Source organism: Psychrobacter sp. 2Y5, assembly GCF_051847375.1.
Classification (GTDB): domain Bacteria; phylum Pseudomonadota; class Gammaproteobacteria; order Pseudomonadales; family Moraxellaceae; genus Psychrobacter.
Genome location: NZ_JBPYDA010000002.1, coordinates 337,982 through 355,575 on the forward strand (window position 1 = coordinate 337,982; position 17,594 = coordinate 355,575).

At 45.1% G+C, this 17,594-nt stretch carries 15 protein-coding genes and 1 pseudogene; 1 reads left to right on the forward strand and 15 read right to left on the reverse strand.

Going from position 1 to position 17,594, the window contains the following annotated elements; all coding sequences use genetic code 11:
• Window positions 1-200: 200 nt before the first annotated feature.
• A pseudogene (locus ACS8E3_RS03290) lies at window positions 201-545 on the forward strand (septal ring lytic transglycosylase RlpA family protein); the annotation flags it as partial.
• 119 nt (window positions 546-664) lie between these two features.
• Here ACS8E3_RS03290 and radA read toward each other — a convergent pair.
• The 15 genes from radA to ACS8E3_RS03365 form a co-directional block, all read right to left on the reverse strand.
• Window positions 665-2,107, reverse strand: a complete 1,443-nt coding sequence (gene radA, locus ACS8E3_RS03295; RefSeq protein WP_439241187.1) for a DNA repair protein RadA — start codon at window positions 2,105-2,107, stop codon at window positions 665-667.
• Between the two features lie 221 nt (window positions 2,108-2,328).
• Window positions 2,329-3,075, reverse strand: coding sequence for an LPS export ABC transporter ATP-binding protein (gene lptB, locus ACS8E3_RS03300; RefSeq protein ID WP_439241349.1), 747 nt, complete (start codon window positions 3,073-3,075; stop codon window positions 2,329-2,331).
• A gap of 172 nt (window positions 3,076-3,247) precedes the next feature.
• Window positions 3,248-3,730 (reverse strand): lipopolysaccharide transport periplasmic protein LptA, encoded by a 483-nt coding sequence (gene lptA, locus ACS8E3_RS03305; RefSeq protein ID WP_439241351.1) that lies wholly within the window; start codon window positions 3,728-3,730, stop codon window positions 3,248-3,250.
• A 224-nt stretch (window positions 3,731-3,954) separates the two neighbouring features.
• Window positions 3,955-4,551: an LPS export ABC transporter periplasmic protein LptC gene (gene lptC / locus ACS8E3_RS03310; protein ID WP_439241189.1), complete on the reverse strand. Its 597-nt coding sequence runs from the start codon at window positions 4,549-4,551 to the stop codon at window positions 3,955-3,957.
• 6 nt (window positions 4,552-4,557) lie between these two features.
• Window positions 4,558-5,133: a KdsC family phosphatase gene (locus ACS8E3_RS03315; protein ID WP_439241191.1), complete on the reverse strand. Its 576-nt coding sequence runs from the start codon at window positions 5,131-5,133 to the stop codon at window positions 4,558-4,560.
• 54 nt (window positions 5,134-5,187) lie between these two features.
• Window positions 5,188-6,180, reverse strand: coding sequence for a KpsF/GutQ family sugar-phosphate isomerase (locus ACS8E3_RS03320; RefSeq protein WP_439241193.1), 993 nt, complete (start codon window positions 6,178-6,180; stop codon window positions 5,188-5,190).
• 203 nt (window positions 6,181-6,383) lie between these two features.
• Complete coding sequence (hfq, locus tag ACS8E3_RS03325; protein ID WP_439241195.1) at window positions 6,384-6,932, reverse strand: RNA chaperone Hfq; 549 nt, start codon at window positions 6,930-6,932, stop codon at window positions 6,384-6,386.
• 223 nt (window positions 6,933-7,155) lie between these two features.
• On the reverse strand, window positions 7,156-8,331 hold the full coding sequence (miaA, locus tag ACS8E3_RS03330) for a tRNA (adenosine(37)-N6)-dimethylallyltransferase MiaA (RefSeq protein ID WP_439241197.1): 1,176 nt from the start codon (window positions 8,329-8,331) through the stop codon (window positions 7,156-7,158).
• 42 nt (window positions 8,332-8,373) lie between these two features.
• Window positions 8,374-10,188: a DNA mismatch repair endonuclease MutL gene (gene mutL / locus ACS8E3_RS03335; RefSeq protein ID WP_439241199.1), complete on the reverse strand. Its 1,815-nt coding sequence runs from the start codon at window positions 10,186-10,188 to the stop codon at window positions 8,374-8,376.
• A 7-nt stretch (window positions 10,189-10,195) separates the two neighbouring features.
• The gene (gene tsaE, locus ACS8E3_RS03340) at window positions 10,196-10,708 is read right to left on the reverse strand and encodes a tRNA (adenosine(37)-N6)-threonylcarbamoyltransferase complex ATPase subunit type 1 TsaE (RefSeq protein WP_439241201.1); all 513 of its coding nucleotides are present in this window, start codon (window positions 10,706-10,708) and stop codon (window positions 10,196-10,198) included.
• Between the two features lie 166 nt (window positions 10,709-10,874).
• Entirely contained in the window at window positions 10,875-11,396 is a 522-nt protein-coding gene (locus tag ACS8E3_RS03345) for a hypothetical protein (RefSeq protein WP_439241203.1), read from the reverse strand.
• 214 nt (window positions 11,397-11,610) lie between these two features.
• Window positions 11,611-13,287: a GMC family oxidoreductase gene (locus ACS8E3_RS03350; protein ID WP_439241205.1), complete on the reverse strand. Its 1,677-nt coding sequence runs from the start codon at window positions 13,285-13,287 to the stop codon at window positions 11,611-11,613.
• 131 nt (window positions 13,288-13,418) lie between these two features.
• On the reverse strand, window positions 13,419-13,625 hold the full coding sequence (locus tag ACS8E3_RS03355; protein WP_439241207.1) for a DUF2905 domain-containing protein: 207 nt from the start codon (window positions 13,623-13,625) through the stop codon (window positions 13,419-13,421).
• A 159-nt stretch (window positions 13,626-13,784) separates the two neighbouring features.
• A complete protein-coding gene (gene betT, locus ACS8E3_RS03360) occupies window positions 13,785-16,028 on the reverse strand; it encodes a choline BCCT transporter BetT (protein ID WP_439241209.1) in 2,244 nt (747 codons plus the stop codon).
• A 280-nt stretch (window positions 16,029-16,308) separates the two neighbouring features.
• On the reverse strand, window positions 16,309-17,574 hold the full coding sequence (locus ACS8E3_RS03365; RefSeq protein ID WP_439241211.1) for a saccharopine dehydrogenase family protein: 1,266 nt from the start codon (window positions 17,572-17,574) through the stop codon (window positions 16,309-16,311).
• Window positions 17,575-17,594 lie beyond the last annotated feature (20 nt).

Below are 17,594 nucleotides of genomic sequence, written 5' to 3' on the forward strand. Positions count from 1 at the left end.
ACGCTCAAGCAGCAGAAACAAGCCCTTCGCTATCCACATTGTCTCAAGATAACGCCTCTCATATTGATCGCGTATTAGGCGAGTTAACTCGTCAACACGATGGGGCATCGAGTTTAGTTAAATCAGCCCGTCAGCCAACCTCATTGGCACTAAATAGCCCACTTCTTACTAGTGACAGCTCACAAGCGAGCAATGAAGAGGATGTGCTTGAACGTCTAACGGCTGTCGCTTCAAACTCTGTCGGCAAATTTAAGCAAACAGGCTTGGCGTCATGGTATGGCCGTAAGTTTCATGGTCGCAAAACGGCTAGCGGCGAAACCTTCGATATGAATGCTTTGACCGCCGCCCATCGCTCATTACCATTGAACTGTTATGTGAAAGTGACCAATAAAAATAATGGTAAAAGCGTCGTTGTTAAAGTTAATGATCGTGGGCCTTTCCATGGTAAGCGCGTTATGGACCTATCTTACGGTGCAGCTAAACAGTTGGGCATCACCAGTAAAGGCGTAGGTAACGTTTCTATCGAACGGGTTGCAGGTCCTTAATCTTGATTAGCCCTTATTACTTTTGCATCTAATAACTTGATAACCTAAAAAGAGCGTCTAGTTTGATAAACTAGGCGCTCTTTTTATTGCGTATAAGGGATGGACACGGAACTCAATACCTAAAAGTCTATCTCAAATGCGCTTTCAATAGCGTCATCGAGACGCTCTACGGCTATGACATTGATGCCTTTAAACTGAGCTGAGTTAGCAGCGGGTGCATTTGATTTAGGAATAATGGCATGTTTAAAACCATGCTTCATCGCTTCTTTTAAGCGCTCTTGTCCGTTTGGTACAGGGCGTATCTCACCGGACAACCCAACTTCCCCAAATACCGCTAACGACGAAGGTAGCGGCTTCTCTTTTATACTAGAAGCACAAGCTAGCAGCACTGCTAGATCAGAGCCCGTTTCGATAACCTTTACGCCGCCCACAACGTTGACGTAGACATCTTGACCACTCGTATGGATACCTCCGTGCCGGTGCATCACCGCTAGCAGCATGGACATCCTTTGATAATCAAGCCCTAGCGCCATACGCCTTGGCTGCCCTTGTGAATCATCGACTAAGGCTTGTACTTCGACTAATAAAGGCCGAGTGCCCTCACGGCTCACCATAACCACAGACCCTGCTACTGGCTTATCATAACGGCTTAAAAATATCGCTGATGGGTTAGCGACTTCCTTAAGGCCCATATCGGTCATACCAAAAATCCCTAACTCATTCACTGCGCCAAAACGGTTTTTGACCGCGCGAATCATGCGAAAGCGCGAGTCAGACTGGCCCTCAAAATATAGTACCGTATCGACCATATGCTCAAGTACCCTAGGTCCTGCTAAGGTTCCTTCTTTCGTCACATGACCCACTAAGAATAGTGCCGTGCCCGTCTGCTTGGCATAGCGAGTCAAGATCGCCGCTGACTCACGAATTTGGCTGACGCCGCCAGGAGCCGAATTGATAGCATCGGTATAAATCGTCTGAATAGAATCGATAATGGCGATAGCGGGCTGCTCTTGAGTCAAAGCGGCGCAAATCGTCTCCACATTAGTCTCAGCCAACACTCGCAGTCTATCTGCTGGCAAGTCTAAACGTTTGGCACGCATAGCGACTTGCGCCAGTGATTCCTCCCCTGTGACATACAGCGCGCTACCCGCTAACGAGTCTGCCCTTGCCATATTAGTTGCTGTTTGTAATAAAATAGTAGATTTACCGATGCCAGGATCGCCACCGATAAGCACAACTGAGCCTGCCACTAAGCCGCCGCCCAATACACGGTCGAACTCACTAATGCCAGTTGGCAAACGCGTATCTAAAGTAACGCTTACCGCATTCAATGGCATCACTGCACTATGCGTTCCTGAATAATTCCCTGCAGGGGCACTGGTAGCACGCGGCGTAGCGCGACTAGGTGCCGATTTTGCTGAGCTTTTATTGTGATGCGGCATACTGACATTTGGCGCTTCAACTAAAGTATTCCATTCGCCGCAGTCGCCGCACTGCCCTGCCCACTTACCAAAATAAGCACCACAATTCTGGCAGACGTAGCTGCTTTTATTTTTTGCCATGATATATGCACCTTAAATGAACCTTAAGCTTAAATGAATATAAGCTCAAGAGTCTAGGAATAAAAGATGAAGGTATAATTTTTTGAATAAGAAAAATAGGAGATGGTAACCAATACAATGGCTTTGGCTAAGATAAGCCATTTGATAACCGATTAAAATAAAGCTGTCATAAAAGACAAGACACGACAGAGAAAACACTAGCTTGTTATCAGCAAGAAACCTTAGACTTGAAAGTCTTTACCAAGATAGACGGACTTGACTAACTCGTTCTCTAACACTTCACAAGAAGTACCCTCAGCGATAATAGCTCCTTCTGAGACAATATAAGCCTTTTCACAAATCGCTAGCGTCTCACGAACATTATGATCAGTGATTAATACACCAATACCGCGATTTTTTAAGGTTAGTATCACCTCTTTGATATCACCGACGGAGATAGGATCAACGCCAGCGAAAGGTTCATCCAAGAGCACAAACTTTGGATCTGCCGCTAAGGCTCGAGCAATCTCACAGCGGCGACGCTCGCCCCCTGAGACACTCATACCTAAAGAGCTACGGACATGCTCTAGATGGAACTCAGCGATCAATTTTTCAAGCTCTTGGCGCTGCTCAGTTGCAGAGAGTTCGCTGCGCGTTTGTAGAATAGCCAAAATGTTATCTTCGATAGAGAGCTTACGAAAGATAGAAGCCTCTTGCGGCAGATAGCCTATACCTGCCCGCGCCCGCTCATGCATAGCGTATTTAGACAGATCCATTTTTCCTAAAGTAACGCGGCCTTTATCCATATTGACTAAGCCAACTACCATATAAAAGCTAGTGGTCTTACCCGCGCCATTTGGGCCTAATAAGCCAACCACTTGCCCTTGTTCGACAGAGAATGATACATCTTTGACAACCCAGCGTTTACCGTAGCGTTTGCCTAAGTTTTGCATCGATAAGCGCAGTGGTACTGGCGCTACAGGGCTCATCGCTGATGAGGTTTTGATCTCATTATTGTCTATCATAACTTACTCATGCTCTATTCAAGGCTCATAAACTTAGGCGTTTATCTAGTCGTGTCAATTTGACAATACGTTCGCGCTTATGACTGAACTACTAAGACAACATCACATATCACTTGTCTTTAGTAGTGGCTATAAACTAACGTATGCCAGTCTGATTGGTATTATTATTAGGCGGGAAGATTAACTCTACACGCTGATTGCCACCCGCTGTTGCCTCAACATCCCCTGCTTTGAGACTATAGCGAATCACATTACCTGCAAAGCTTGCGCCGTTTTGCGTTAATTTTGCATTACCTGTCAAAGTCATGATACCAGTAGCCGCATTGTAGTCGATCTTATTAGCGCGACCTTTTGCTAAGCCTTTTTCTTGAGTCACTACTTGCTGCATAGTCGCCGGTCGACCAGTTGCAACGGCTGATTGAATGTTGCGCTGCTCTGAGAGGTTGACGGTAATATTATCCGCCGTCAATTTGAGCGTTCCTTGGGTGATAACCACTGTACCTGAATAGCTAGTCACGCCGGTACTCTCGCTATAAGTGGCGCGATCGGCAAGCAGCTTGATAGGCTGATTGGCATCAGAAGGTAGCGCATGGCTATAGATAGGTAGAGCTAGCAGCATGACCACTGGTAATGAGCGTATATAAGATGCTGCTGATAGCTGAGGCGCTAGCGCACGAACTATAGGCAAAAAACTTGATTTCATGTTTGGATACTCTTCATATGATAGGTATTAAAAGCAGCAGTATTTAGGGGTTATTCAATAACGGTTTTATATTTTGAAAATTTTCATAATTAAAAGCATTTTATAGTTAAAAACGTTTTATTGTTAAAAACAATACTTAATTAAAAAAGCGCTTTATCCTGACGCTCAGCAGGAGTAAACATAACTGCCACTTGCTCAAACTCATACTCGCCAGTCTCTAGATTGGCTGTCATCGTGGCAGCCTCAAAACGATTGGCGCCTTGCAAGACTTGTACTGGTTGCTCGCTATAGACAAGCTTTGATTTTGTATTGCCCTTTAGCGCTTCACCTGTCACGGTGATAGGCGCTATTTTGTCGCCAGTCTCAGTCGTTTTTTGCTGATCTTCGCTAGCTAAGCTAAAGCCGCCGTAGAGATGCAGCTCGCCAGTTTCTTGGTTGACCGTTGCCGTTCCAGACTCGATACGGTACAGCTGCTCAGCTGATGGTTCCCAATTCATAGTAATACCGGACATTATATCTTGATTAGTATTGGGATCATGTCTTAGCGATTCAGCGTTAAGCTCATATTCTGTTTCGCCTTGTTCATTGGTCTGTACCGCTTGGATATCAGTAGCTTCGTAGTCCACTTCTGAGGGACCCATACTAACTGGCGGCGTCACCTCTGCTTGCTGCTGAAAAAACCAACCCGCGATACCAGCAATGATTAAGGCCAAAACGATTAAGACACGAGTATTCACTATAATTTATCCTACTGATGACTCTGTTTTTTGGGGAGCACTACCCTCTAAGGTATAGCCTGCAATGTATTCTTCATAATGTCCGTGACCCTTTAAAATAAGGTCACATATCTCACGCACTGCGCCATAGCCACCAGCGCGTGTGGTGACCATATCACTGCGATTGATGACTTCAGAGTGTGCGTTAGGTACTGTGACCGCAAATCCGACTGTTTGCATTGCTTTTATATCAGGCAAGTCATCCCCCATGTACGCGCAGTCTGCTGTGGTGATATCAGCCACTTTATCCACCATGGCCATCAGTTCCTTTAGAGCCACAACTTTATCATCACGGCCTTGTACCACGTAATCGATACCTATCTCTTTGGCGCGCTTATCTACCATAGGGCTACGACGACCAGTAATAATCGCCGTCAAAATACCATAACGCGCTAAGGCCTTGATACCTACGCCATCTTGTACCGAAAAAGCTTTGGTTTCAACCCCGTTTGCATCATAAATAATCTGCCCATTCGATAAAATACCATCGACATCTAACACTAGCATTTTAACTTTACCTGCTTTTTTGATTAAATCTTGCATAGGCTACCTCTTATTATTGGTTTTTATTTATGATATACGCTGGCTGATAAGCTGTTATTTTACCCCTGCTTGCAATAAGTCATGAACGGTAATAATAGCATCTAAGTGACCTTGCTCATCCATTACTAACAACTGGCTAATTGCATTTTCATTCATCACACTTAAGGCATCAGAGGCGCGCATGATTTTACTGACATGACGGGGCTTTATCGTCATAATCTCACGCATCGGCGTGGCTAAATCGATACCTTTTTCAAGTCCTCGGCGCAAGTCGCCATCGGTAAATATCCCTACTACTTTATCTTCATCATCGACGACTACCGTCATACCTAAACGACCATTGGTCATAGTAAACAGCGCTTCATTGAGAGAAGCCTTTTGATTGACTAAAGGCAGGTTTTCACTACCGGTGTGCATCAAATCTTCAACTCGCGTCAATAGCTGACGCCCAAGTGCACCTGCAGGATGGGACAAAGCAAAATCCTCTGAAGTGAAGTTGCGCGCATGAACCAAAGCGACTGCTAATGCATCACCCAAAGCTAGCGTTGCGGTAGTACTCGACGTTGGCGCTAAATTGAGCGGGCAAGCCTCTTGCGACTTACCCAAAGTCAATACAATATCAGCGGCTCGGGGCAACATTCCCCGCTTGTCGCGACTGATGCTGATAAGCGGTATGCCAAGGCGCTTGACGACAGGTAGCAGCGTTTTGATTTCATCAGACTCACCTGAGTTGGAGATGGCCAATAAAACATCACCACGCACTAGCATCCCTAAATCACCATGTCCGGCTTCCCCTGGATGCATAAAAAATGCCGGCGTGCCCGTAGAAGCAAAGGTCGCGGCTATTTTGCGACCGATCAGCCCTGACTTACCCATACCGGTGACCACTAAGCGACCTTGGCAGGCCAAAATAATATCGCAAGCCTGAGCAAAACGATCGTCTATTTGCTCTGTTAATAGAGCTAAGGCTGACATTTCTGTATTGATGGCTTCAATAGCAGTCGCTATGAACTGCTCATGAGTGAGATGACTTTTACCGCTGTTCATATATAACTCATTATCTATTATTTGATAGCTTATTTTACTATATTATCATCAACTTTAGTAACCGCACTCTAAATGGGATAAATTAGATTTTGGCCTGATACAAAAAAGACCCACTGCATTAGTAGGTCTTCATTTGATAAAACATCTTAATAAAACCATCAGCCATACAAGCTGACGATAGAACATTGGATAAATGATGGCGATTAGTGGTTGTCGCTATCGTTAAAATCCTCTTTTGGCGTATCATTTAAGCCGGTATTCTCGCCTGGGTTTTCAAAGCCACGATCCTGACCAAAACCGCTACGATCAGAGCTCTGTCCAAAGCCGCTGCGCCCTGAGTCTTGGCCAAAGCCGCCACGCTCAAAACCACGATCTTGACCAAAACCGCTACGGTTAAAGCCACTACGGTTTGAGGGAAAGCCGCGCTCTTCGTAACCGCTATTCATGCCGCCTGCTTGATTACTACGCTCAAAGCCACCGCCTTGGTAGCTACCGGCCGCGCCTGAGGATTGTACGCCGCTGCTAGAGGCTGACGTTGTACTGCTACGAGGGTTTCGCGCTGGAACTACTGTCGATATGGCATGCTTATAGACCATTTGGCTGACGGTGTTTTTCAATAACACCACATATTGATCAAAAGATTCGATCTGGCCTTGTAATTTGATACCATTCACTAAAAAAATGGACACCGGAATACGATCTTTACGCAATGAGTTCAAAAACGGATCTTGTAGAGTCTGTCCTTTTGACATAAAAATTCTCCTAATAGTTATTATTTTATTTTAATGTGTTGTGATTTCATACCAAGACAAATCAGTCTAAATTATAACAGTTAACACCCTGATCTATTGTCGTTTATCGTTATTTAATATAATCATTTCTTACGCAGTGCCAAAAAGCAGATGCGAGTATACTATTTTTACTCTAAAAGATGTTGATACAAAAAATGGTTGCTCGACAAACTTATGATAGCGGTTACTGTAAATAATCTCTCACTTGGTTGATAGAAGTAAATGAGCTTATGACTATATTGTGTTGCGTATCCGTAAGGCTTGTATCACTTTGTGCAGACGCTACAATCGACTGATTTGCTGCAGCTAAGCCTCTCGATAATTTACGCAGCCAAGTGTACTGGCGCTTGGCTAACTGTCTGGTAGCATATAATGCCTTATTTCGCTTCGCTTCACAAGCGAGATGCTGTCGCTGAGATTGTAGTTGGGTCATTGGTTTTGTAGAATTAAGAGGTACCGCTTGATCGCCATCTGTTGCGCCTTTTGTTTTGTCATCTGTACTGACAGCAAAGGCCTCATAAAATAGCGACTTATCTAAATGTGCTTGCTCAAATATTGGGTGATTGATATGCACTAAATACTCGAGTACTTGCCGATAGCCCACGCAGCGCATGGCGGGCATGTTTGGGGTCAAAGGATAGCGCTCAAGTAAGCCAATAACCTCAGCAACTAAGCCTTCTTGCCACATCATATCTAAACGCTGACTAATACGCTCATGCAACCATGAACGCTCCGGTAGTACGGACAAGACATGCCACTGCTGGTTAGGATTATGGGCCAATGCTTGTTTAGGTTGACGCTGCCAGTCGCTTATTGGAATATTAGTTTGTTTATATACCTCGACGGCTCGCGTAATTCGCTGAGTATCAGCGGGCGCTAAACGTTGATGGCTTTGAGGATCGATGTCAGCTAGATAATCATATAAAGCGCTAATCCCTGCTGTTTGTCGCCACTGTTCGACTTGCCTGCGTACCTGCTCATCGCTATCCGGAACGGGCGACAGGCCTTCTATCAGCGCCATGTAGTACATCATCGTACCGCCAACTAATAGCGGAATTTTACCTTTCGCATGACATTCATTTATGAGCCGCTCGACATCGCTGACGAACTCAGCGACGCTATAGCTCTGCGTCGGGTCGATAATATCAACTAAGTGATGCGGATAGCGCTGCAATTCTGCAGCGCTCGGTTTAGCCGTGCCAATATTCATCTCACGATAAATGAGTGCTGAATCGACTGAGATAAGCTCATAACGCCCACTATCATAAAGCTCATAAGCTAAAGCGGTCTTGCCACTAGCCGTTGGCGCCATCAAGCAGATGACGCTATTATCTGGCATAGGATGAGGAGCGTCTGACATAAAGTTGCCTATAAAAAGAGTTTGATAGCGCTGAGCTAGAGATTATTGGGCTAAAGCGGATGATAATAATAACCCGATTAAATGATTGCTGTCTGTCTGTACAATGGCTTTGGTCGTGAGTATCTCTATGATATCTGTGATAAAAGCTTGCAAATCTGGCGTCGACATTTGCGCAGCGTAATGGCTTATCTGCTCATTAATCTCTTGGTTTATAGCCAAGTGGCTAGCAGACCTATTAAGCTGTGGATAATCGCTGGCAGCAAATAACCTAGCGAACTGCTTATGCCAGTCCGCTTCTTTTATCACGATTAATTGACCTTGATTTTGGACTGAGCGATAAAATAATAACCAAGGTGACAAAACGCTAGGTTCATCATAGTTTACCGCGCTCACAAAATCACCTGAATCTCCATGCGCATACTCTGATAGCTCAGTAATCACCTCCAAACAGTAAGGTAAAGGCTTTGAGCGCTCATGATTTATAGCAGGTATCAGTGAGGTTGTATCAGCTTGCTTATCGCTTGCTCTCGTTATCGCAATGCTGTCACTAACCTTATTAACCTCACTGGCGACCGTAGCTGCCACTGGCTCTTCTGAACACTGATAAGAGTGCTTAATAGACTGTACTTGCGGTTTAAAGGCAGGAAAGCCATGCTCACTGTCATCAGGCTGATCATCGCTTATCTCGTCCTCTAACGATTTGGGACTCAAGGATGCTAACGAAGGACAGTCTATCACTACGCTTTTGAGTTTGTTGCTAATGGCGTAACTCAGATGCGCCACAATGTTATTAAGCGAGCTGATTTTGATGCGCTGTTTGCTAGGATGCACATTAACGTTCAACCAAGATAATGGCAGCTCAAAATATAAAGCATACCCCATCGCCGCAATCTCAGCACTCACTGCTAATTGCCTTAGCTGATTGCTAATGATAGCTTCTTTGACTAGGCGTCCATTGACATAAAGCAGCTTGGGAAGACTAGGCTGCGGCTGTGCAGTTGGCCATAACCAACCGCTAATTTGCGCTTGCGTCGTTGTTGTTGGACTGACATTACTCGTGTCAACGTACTGCTGCTGTAAACTGGATAAATCCACAGCAACCTCTACAGCATTATCCTGAAGCTCTAAACCTAGCGCTTGCTCCAATCGAGCAATAGGGAGATAGCGGCTGATATTAGCTATCGAGGCGCTGCTAGTAGAGCCGTTGCTAATAGTGTTATCATCTTGATTTACCGATAGGGTGATACGTTTTTTATTATCATGGAAAAGAACCAGCGTCACATCGGCACGGGCTAAAGCAACTTCGCGGACAATCGTTTCAGTATGAGTAAATTCAGTAGCGATAGACTTTAGATTGCCGCGCCTGGCAGGCACATTGAAATACAAATCTTTGATCGTTACTGTGGTGCCGCGGTTGTGTACCACAGGCGTTAATGGTGGGTCCTCAGCGAGTACTCCAGAGACTTGCAGCTGCCGACCTATGCCGCTGTTATCAGGGCTACTGATCAAAGTCAGACGTGATACGGCAGCGGTAGCGGCTAAGGCCTCACCGCGAAACCCTAAAGTACGGATACCTTGAAGGTTAGCCACATCAGCGACTTTGCTAGTAGCATGGCGAGTAATGGCCATCACCATATCATCTGGATGGATACCCAGGCCATTGTCCGCTACCTGTATCATGCCCATACCGCCTTGAGTGATGTGCACCTCAATATGTGTGGCTTTGGCATCGATAGCGTTCTCAAGCAGCTCTTTGACTACGGCGGCTGGACGCGTCACAACTTCACCGGCAGCCAATTGATTGATCAATAGCGGCGAGAGTTTTTTTATACGACTAATGGCGGTGTTCTCTAACATGAAAGAATCATAAGTGCAAAATGGATAAGTCTAAGCCTTGAGCTCGACCTATTTTTGAGAGACGAAGCTCAATTTGCCGAGCGCCGTCATCGGCTTCTGTCATATCGATAAATAAAGCGGGTGGCGGCAAATAGCTATCGGCGCGACTGGCCCACTCTATAATGGCTAGCGCATTCGGCTCATCGAGATATTCATCGAAACCAATAAAGGATAGTTCTTCTGGATCTTGCAAGCGGTATAAATCAGCGTGATAAATCGCCTTTACTGAGCCATCCTCTTGTTCAATCTGATAAGGCTCAACTAAGGTATAAGTCGGACTTTTGACCGCGCCTTTATGACCTAAGGCTTGCAGCCAATAGCGAGTCAAAGTCGTCTTGCCCGCGCCTAAGTCACCAGATAACCAAACACTGCCCTCTATGGATAGAGCAGCCAATTGCTGCGCTAAGGCTTGGGTATCAGTTTCTGAGTGCAACTTTAAGGTTTGTACACTTGACGTATTACTCGATGATTCATTAGACATCTAACTGTCCCTATTTTTGACTATATCTGCTCTGACTGTATGTGCATCATGGGGCTAACTATTTATGGTTAATCACGGAGCATTATAGCAAATCTTACCTTGTACGTAACTAAGGGCTTATCAATGATAGAGTCATCAAAGGGATAAACGATGATATTTATATTTTTTAATTATTGAGACAGGTTGCATCTTTTTTAAAGCTACTATTATCAAGCAAACTATGAGCTTTATAGGCTCCAATAATGCTTAACAAAACCAGTAAAATAAGCATAGCAAAAAATCCAATCGGCTTTATTTTTGCTCTAAAACCATAGCTATATTTAGTTGGTTTCCAAACCTTCTCATTAGGCAAGGGGTTCTGATTTAGTTGTAATACTTTAAGATTTCTAAATCCTTCAAAACAAAATAACATTATTGCAAGTCCTAAAGGAAACCCTGCAAACAATCCATAAAATACCACTTCAAAACCTGTGAGCCATTTATAGTCATAGCAACTGATATTATCAATATATGAGCTAAAACTTGGTAGTAAATACCACTCAATCAAAGCTATCGAACCGGCTGCAATAGTAAGATACTTAGCTAATAATACTAATTTTTCTTTTTTTGTATACTCTGGCGCATAACAGTCCACATTGCTCTGAGCTACATTTGAAGAATTATATTTTTTGCTATTATTTGTTTTCATAAAAGCCCAATTGATAGCTCATAAACTCAATGATGCTTGTCAGGTCTAAAATATCATTTGTAAAAGTCAATTTATTCCCTCTCCTCAGTGAACAATCCTAAACTGTCGTACTGATCATTCCTTAAATTTTTGATTATCTAAAAAGCCTTCTAGTATTTAAAACACTAGAAGGCTTTATTTAAACTCTAATAATAGCTTAGACCAAAGAGATTAATTACCCTGCTGTTACATGCTCAGCTTTGGCATAGTTATTAATCTGGGTCGGTACGCTTTCACTGCTATGACGCTCAGCTTTCATCTGCTCGGCTATTTTTTCGGCGATAGCGATGGTGGGCGCGTTGGTATTAGCGCTAATCAAGGTCGGCATAATCGAGGCATCAATCACACGTAAGCCTTTAATACCGCGTACCTTAAGATCAGTATCGACGACCGATAGCTCATCTGCGCCCATACGACAAGTACCGACAGGATGATAAATGGTGTCGGACTTATTACGAATATACCCAAGCAAGCCATCTTTTTTGATATAAGGCGCTGCGTAGTCTTCAGTGATAAACTTGGCAAGCGGCGCTTCTGTCATAATAGCTCGCGCACGCTCGGCACCCGCGACCATGAATTCCACATCTTTGTCGTTGGATAAGTAATTGGGATCGATCAGCGGCGGCTCGCTAGGATCAGTTGACGCCAGCCTCACTGTTCCGCGGCTCTCAGGGCGCAAATAACAGCTATGTACTGAGACGCCATAGCCCCATTTCAGTTCACGTCCATGATTAATCACGCGCGAGATGACAAAATGCAGCTGAGTATCGGGCCAGTCTTTGGGCGTCTTATCGGTAGCGCTATAAAAAGCGCCGCCTTCGGCATAATTAGTCGATAGTATGCCAGTACCATCCTTGCGCCACTGTCCTAAAGCGGACATCATCTGCGCAACCGTGCCTAAGCCGATACCGATGATATCCTTAGTATTGACCTTATAGTCAAATACCACATCCAAGTGATCTTGCAAGTTACCGCCAACATCCGGCGACTCTTGAATCACCTCAATACCGTGCTGCTCTAAGTGCTCTTTTGGGCCAACACCTGATAGCATCAAAGTCTTTGGTGAACCGAACGCGCCGGCACATAGCAACACTTCTTCTAGAGCGCTGACAATATACTCTTCGCCATGCTTGACGTAAGCGACACCGGTTGCCCGCTTATCTTCTATGATAACTTTGGACACCATAGCGCCAGTGATAATCGTGAGGTTCGGACGGTCGTCAACAGGATGTAAGTAAGCGGCGGCGGCTGAACAGCGCTGGCCCTGCTTATCGCCATGAAAGTGGGTAACTTGATAGAGACCCGCGCCGTCTTGCTTAGTCCCATTAAAATCATCATTGGCATCGAGTCCATTAGCCACACAAGCATCGACAAAGGCTTTGGAAATAGGACGCGGGCTCAATAATTCTGACACATGCAGTGGCCCAGAGTCGCCGTGATGCTCGTCGCTACCGTGAATATTGTTTTCTGCTTTTTTGAAAAAAGGCAACATATCGTCGTAGCCCCAACCCTCGCAGCCGTTATCTGCCCAGCGATTATAGTCTTTGGCACTACCGCGAGTATACACCATCGCATTGATAGCGGAGGAGCCACCTAAACACTGTCCGCGCGGCTGATATCCTATGCGATTATTTAGATGGGTTTGTGGCACAGTATTGAATGCCCAGTTGTTGATCTTAACCGGCTTATCACGCATCATCATGATAACGCCTGCAGGCACACGTACAGCTAAATCTTTGCCGTCGCCGCCAAACTCTAATAAACAAACTGAGATATTTGGATCTTCCGATAAGCGGCTAGCCATAACGCATCCTGCTGAGCCGCCGCCAATAATGACATAGTCAAATTCCATGAGAAAAGCACTCCTTGCTAATAGGTAGTACCGGTCATATAACGCGATACGGTCATTTTACTATAGCAGAATTAGGTAGTACTGCTTAAGAAAATTTAACAAAAACTTTGGGTGAAAACCTAGATGATCTTTTAGCGATTAAATAAATTCAGGAGAATGCTCGCCAAGACGCTTATCACAATCATTGTCATTACTGGAAAGTAAATTTTGGTATTGCCAGAGCTGTGTTTGATGTCACCTGGTAGATTGCCTATCCACGAAAATAGGCTTGGAAATATCAGCCAAATAACCCCTATTATCACCAAAATAATACCAAGAGTGATTAGAATTTTTGCCATTTGCTGCCTCTTTTTATCGTATTAAATCGTTTATAACCTGTCTATAAAAAAAGCCTATCTATACCAGATAAGCTTCTTTATAACACTGCTTGTCCCGCTAATAATTACTGTAATAATCAGCTTTTTTGTCTGAATTAAAGGATTATCAGCGTTCCTCTATCAATAACTCTTTGTTGCCCCAACTAGCGTTTCGCCTTTATTTATATCAGCATCAGTGTTTACCGATGCACTGATAAACGTCAAGTACGCCTCGTATTGCTCTAGTACATCATTGATGACTTGCTGTTTGGTCAGCCCCATCAAGTCATAGCCGCCAGAACCCGTTTGCGTCGCCACTTCTAACCGATAATAAACATCGGTATTGGGCGCCATTTTACCACTAAAGGTAGGCGACGGTGTCTCAACCATTGACACCTGATAATAAAAGTTGTTTTGTGCATCTGAAGCGACTTTTAATAAAGGGCCGCCGATATCGATATCGTTATCTATATGCGGAACATTATCACGCTCGATATTGTAACCTTGACGTTCAAACTCATGCGCAACCTCGTTAAGCGCTGGGCGAACAACACGCTCAAGAAATTGTATCGCCTCACGTTTCGAGGGGTACGCTAGCATCTGTCCCAGGCGCTGCTTCCACGAACGCTCGGGCCTCTGACCGCCACTTGGGGTAATCGAAGGACGGCGTAGCACTTTACCTTCGTTTTCAGCTCGCTCAATTTTCAGTGCTTTGGAAAAGGAGAACATCACTAAATAAACAATCACGGTCACAGGAAGCGCGAAAATAAGCGTCGCGTATTCCATAGTAATAACGCCGCCAGCGATTAACATAGAGATAGTCAACATCGCCGTCAATACCGCCCAAAAGATGCGTAGCCATTTAGGGCCGTCCTCGCTTGGATCGGGAATAGAAGTCGAGAAGTTCGACATCACCATCGCCCCTGAGTTGGCACTGGTGATATAAAACAAAAACCCAGACAGCGTTGCAAGAGCGACCAAGATAGTAGCACCGGGGAATAGCTCCAGTAGAGCATACCAGCCGCGCTCAGGGCTTTGTATAGCTAACTCAGCAAAGGCAGTATTGCCTTGTAGCACCTCATAAAGCGCGGAATTGCCGAAGAAAGAAACGATAATAAAATCGCATAATACCGGTACGGTAATCGCGGCGATGACGAACTCACGCAAGGTGCGGCCGCGAGAAATACGCGCTAAAAACACCCCGACAAAAGGTCCCCAAGCTAGCCAAAATGCCCAGAAGAACAGTGTCCAACTGCCCATCCAGACGCTACTACCCGGCACATAAGCAAAGGTTTTGAACATCCGTGCAGGCAAGGTGACAAAGAATTGACCTAAGTTCTCGACCAAAGCATTTAACAAAAAAGCGGTCTCGCCAGCGATAAGGATAAACGCCATCATCGCCACTGCGCTCCAAAGATTCAGCTCCGATATCCAGCGAATACCCCGGTCAACGCCTGAGGTAGTCGCTAAAATAGTCAAAATAACCGCACCAACCACTAGCGCTATCTGTAGGGTCAAGCCTTCTTCAAAACCAAATAATCTTGAGAAGCCGACGTTTAGCAGCACTACCCCAATACCCATAGTGGTAGCGACGCCAAACACGGTCCCAACTAGCGCTATCGTACTGATACCGTGATCGATAGGACCTAGAACACGCTTACCTAGCAGCGGATAAAGCGCCGCTCGAATCGATAACGGCATACCCCAGCGATAATCAAAATAGCCCATCGCCATGCCGAGCAGCGCATATATTGACCAGCCTGCAATACCGTAATGGAACATCGTCCAGACCACAGCGTCTTGCATGGCAGCAGCGCTTGAACCTTCACCAGCAGGCGGTGTTAGGTACTGTACGACCGGGCCGGTCACTGAGAAAAACAACATGTCGATGCCGACCCCAGCGGCAAACAACATCGCCGCCCACGTTCCCAGCTTGTATTGCGGGCGCGAGTCATCAGGCCCAAGACGGATACTACCTGCCTTAGATAAGGCTACCCAAAGTACAAAGCCAATCACCAACACCATCGTAATGACGTAATACCAGCCTAGATTACTGGCAATCCAGTCCACAACCATCTTCATGGTAGTACTAGCACTAGCCGGCAAAAAGATAGCCCATATTGAAAATGCCACGATTACTACCGATGAGATAATAAGCACGCTCCAATTAATATGAGCCACGCTATTTTCGGATAGCTCCTGCGCGCCTTTTTGTAGATCATTACGGGATATGGGTACGTCTTCATCAAAAGGTTTGGATTGACGCTCGGTACCGCCAAACTGACTACGCTCAAACGGGGTACGTGAAGACTCCTCTGACCCAGTAGTTGCAGCCTGAGGCTCTTGCGCTGAATTTAACTCATCGTTATCGGGTCCATTGGCCATTTGTACTTCCTGTATTTATTTTAGGTTTGCTAAAAGAAGGCGTTTGTCAGTGTCTTTTGGCAGCACTTGTAGTAGTCCTTTAGCTCAATGATAGGATTATGTCATATACTGGATAATTTCATAGTGTTAGTGACCAGTATTAGCAGCTGTATTTAGATTAAAAGTGTAACGTTATAAAATCAGAGACGACTGTTTTGATTGAAATACCTAGATTCTAAAACCTAAGCCAAAAAAAGCCTATCTCTAAGAGATAAGCTTCTTTATAAAATTAATTTTTCGCCTAAAATTCGAGCGCTCTATCACCATTAACATCTTGAATGCGAGTCGGTAAGCCTATCTTATTGAGTAGATTAATAAAGGGCTTAGCGTCCAGCTCTTCGACATTGACCATTGTGCCCGTGTCCCACTCTCCAGTCGCGACAAGCATAGCGGCAGCAACGGGCGGTACGCCTGCGGTGTAGGAGATACCTTGGCTACCCACTTCATTATAGGCGTCTTTGTGGTCGGAGACGTTATAGATAAAAACTTCGCTATCAACGCCGTCTATCTGGCCTTTTACCTTGTCGCCGATGCAAGTCTTGCCGGTATAATTGGGCGCCAGTGAGCTTGGATCAGGCAGTACCGCTTTGACCACTTTTAGCGGGATCACTTCTTGACCTTCAGCCGTCATCACCGGCTGCTCAGATAACAAGCCTAAATTCTGCAAGACAGTAAACACATTGATATAGTGCTCACCGAAACCCATCCAAAAGCGAATGTTCGGCACGTCTAAGTTCGCCGATAATGAATGAATTTCGTCATGCCCGCTAAGATAGCTGTTTTGTAAGCCAACAACAGGCAGATCATCAGTGCGCTTGACCTCGAACATATCATTAGACTGCCATTGGCTATCTTGCCAAGAGTAAACGGTGCCGGTGAACTCACGAAAGTTAATCTCAGGATCGAAGTTAGTCGCGAAGTATTTGCCATGACTACCCGCATTAATATCAATGATGTCGATATCAGTCACTGAGCCTTTATCCATCATATCGTAGCCGATACGCGCATAAGCGTTGACCATACCAGGATCGAACCCTGCGCCTAAGATAGCAGTGACATTATTATCAGCACAGCGCTGTTTGCGTTGCCATTCGTAATTGTTATACCAAGGCGGGGTTTCACAAATCTTTCGCGGATCTTCGTGAATAGCGGTATCAATATAAGCCGTTCCTGTCTCAATACAAGCTTCTAATACACTCATATTAATAAAGGCCGAGCCGACATTGATAAGGATCTGAATGCCTGTATCGTTGATAAGTTTGATCAGCGCTTCGCTGTCCATGGCATCGACTTGATGGGTATGCAAAGTCGCCGGAAGTTTAAAGCTACCTTTGTCATGGACGCTTTGCGCTATCTCATCGCATTTGGGCTTAGTACGCGAGGCAATATGAATCTCGCCGAGTACGTCATTATGCATGGCACACTTATGTGCGACCACTTGCGCCACGCCGCCTGCGCCAATGATAAGGACATCTTTTTTATTGAGCTTAGTTTGATTGGTGTTCAATGAACAATCCTCCTTTGTGT

Excerpts from the sequence above, each read along its gene's own strand:
- radA (WP_439241187.1), bottom strand. The coding sequence starts at position 2,107 with ATGGCAAAAAATAAAAGCAGCTACGTCTGCCAGAATTGTGGTGCTTAT.
- lptB (WP_439241349.1), bottom strand. The coding sequence starts at position 3,075 with ATGAGCCCTGTAGCGCCAGTACCACTGCGCTTATCGATGCAAAACTTA.
- lptA (WP_439241351.1), bottom strand. The coding sequence starts at position 3,730 with ATGCTGCTAGCTCTACCTATCTATAGCCATGCGCTACCTTCTGATGCC.
- ACS8E3_RS03315 (WP_439241191.1), bottom strand. The coding sequence starts at position 5,133 with ATGCAAGATTTAATCAAAAAAGCAGGTAAAGTTAAAATGCTAGTGTTA.
- ACS8E3_RS03320 (WP_439241193.1), bottom strand. The coding sequence starts at position 6,180 with ATGAACAGCGGTAAAAGTCATCTCACTCATGAGCAGTTCATAGCGACT.
- hfq (WP_439241195.1), bottom strand. The coding sequence starts at position 6,932 with ATGTCAAAAGGACAGACTCTACAAGATCCGTTTTTGAACTCATTGCGT.
- miaA (WP_439241197.1), bottom strand. The coding sequence starts at position 8,331 with ATGTCAGACGCTCCTCATCCTATGCCAGATAATAGCGTCATCTGCTTG.
- mutL (WP_439241199.1), bottom strand. The coding sequence starts at position 10,188 with ATGTTAGAGAACACCGCCATTAGTCGTATAAAAAAACTCTCGCCGCTA.
- tsaE (WP_439241201.1), bottom strand. The coding sequence starts at position 10,708 with ATGTCTAATGAATCATCGAGTAATACGTCAAGTGTACAAACCTTAAAG.
- ACS8E3_RS03345 (WP_439241203.1), bottom strand. The coding sequence starts at position 11,396 with ATGAAAACAAATAATAGCAAAAAATATAATTCTTCAAATGTAGCTCAG.
- ACS8E3_RS03350 (WP_439241205.1), bottom strand. The coding sequence starts at position 13,287 with ATGGAATTTGACTATGTCATTATTGGCGGCGGCTCAGCAGGATGCGTT.
- ACS8E3_RS03355 (WP_439241207.1), bottom strand. The coding sequence starts at position 13,625 with ATGGCAAAAATTCTAATCACTCTTGGTATTATTTTGGTGATAATAGGG.
- betT (WP_439241209.1), bottom strand. The coding sequence starts at position 16,028 with ATGGCCAATGGACCCGATAACGATGAGTTAAATTCAGCGCAAGAGCCT.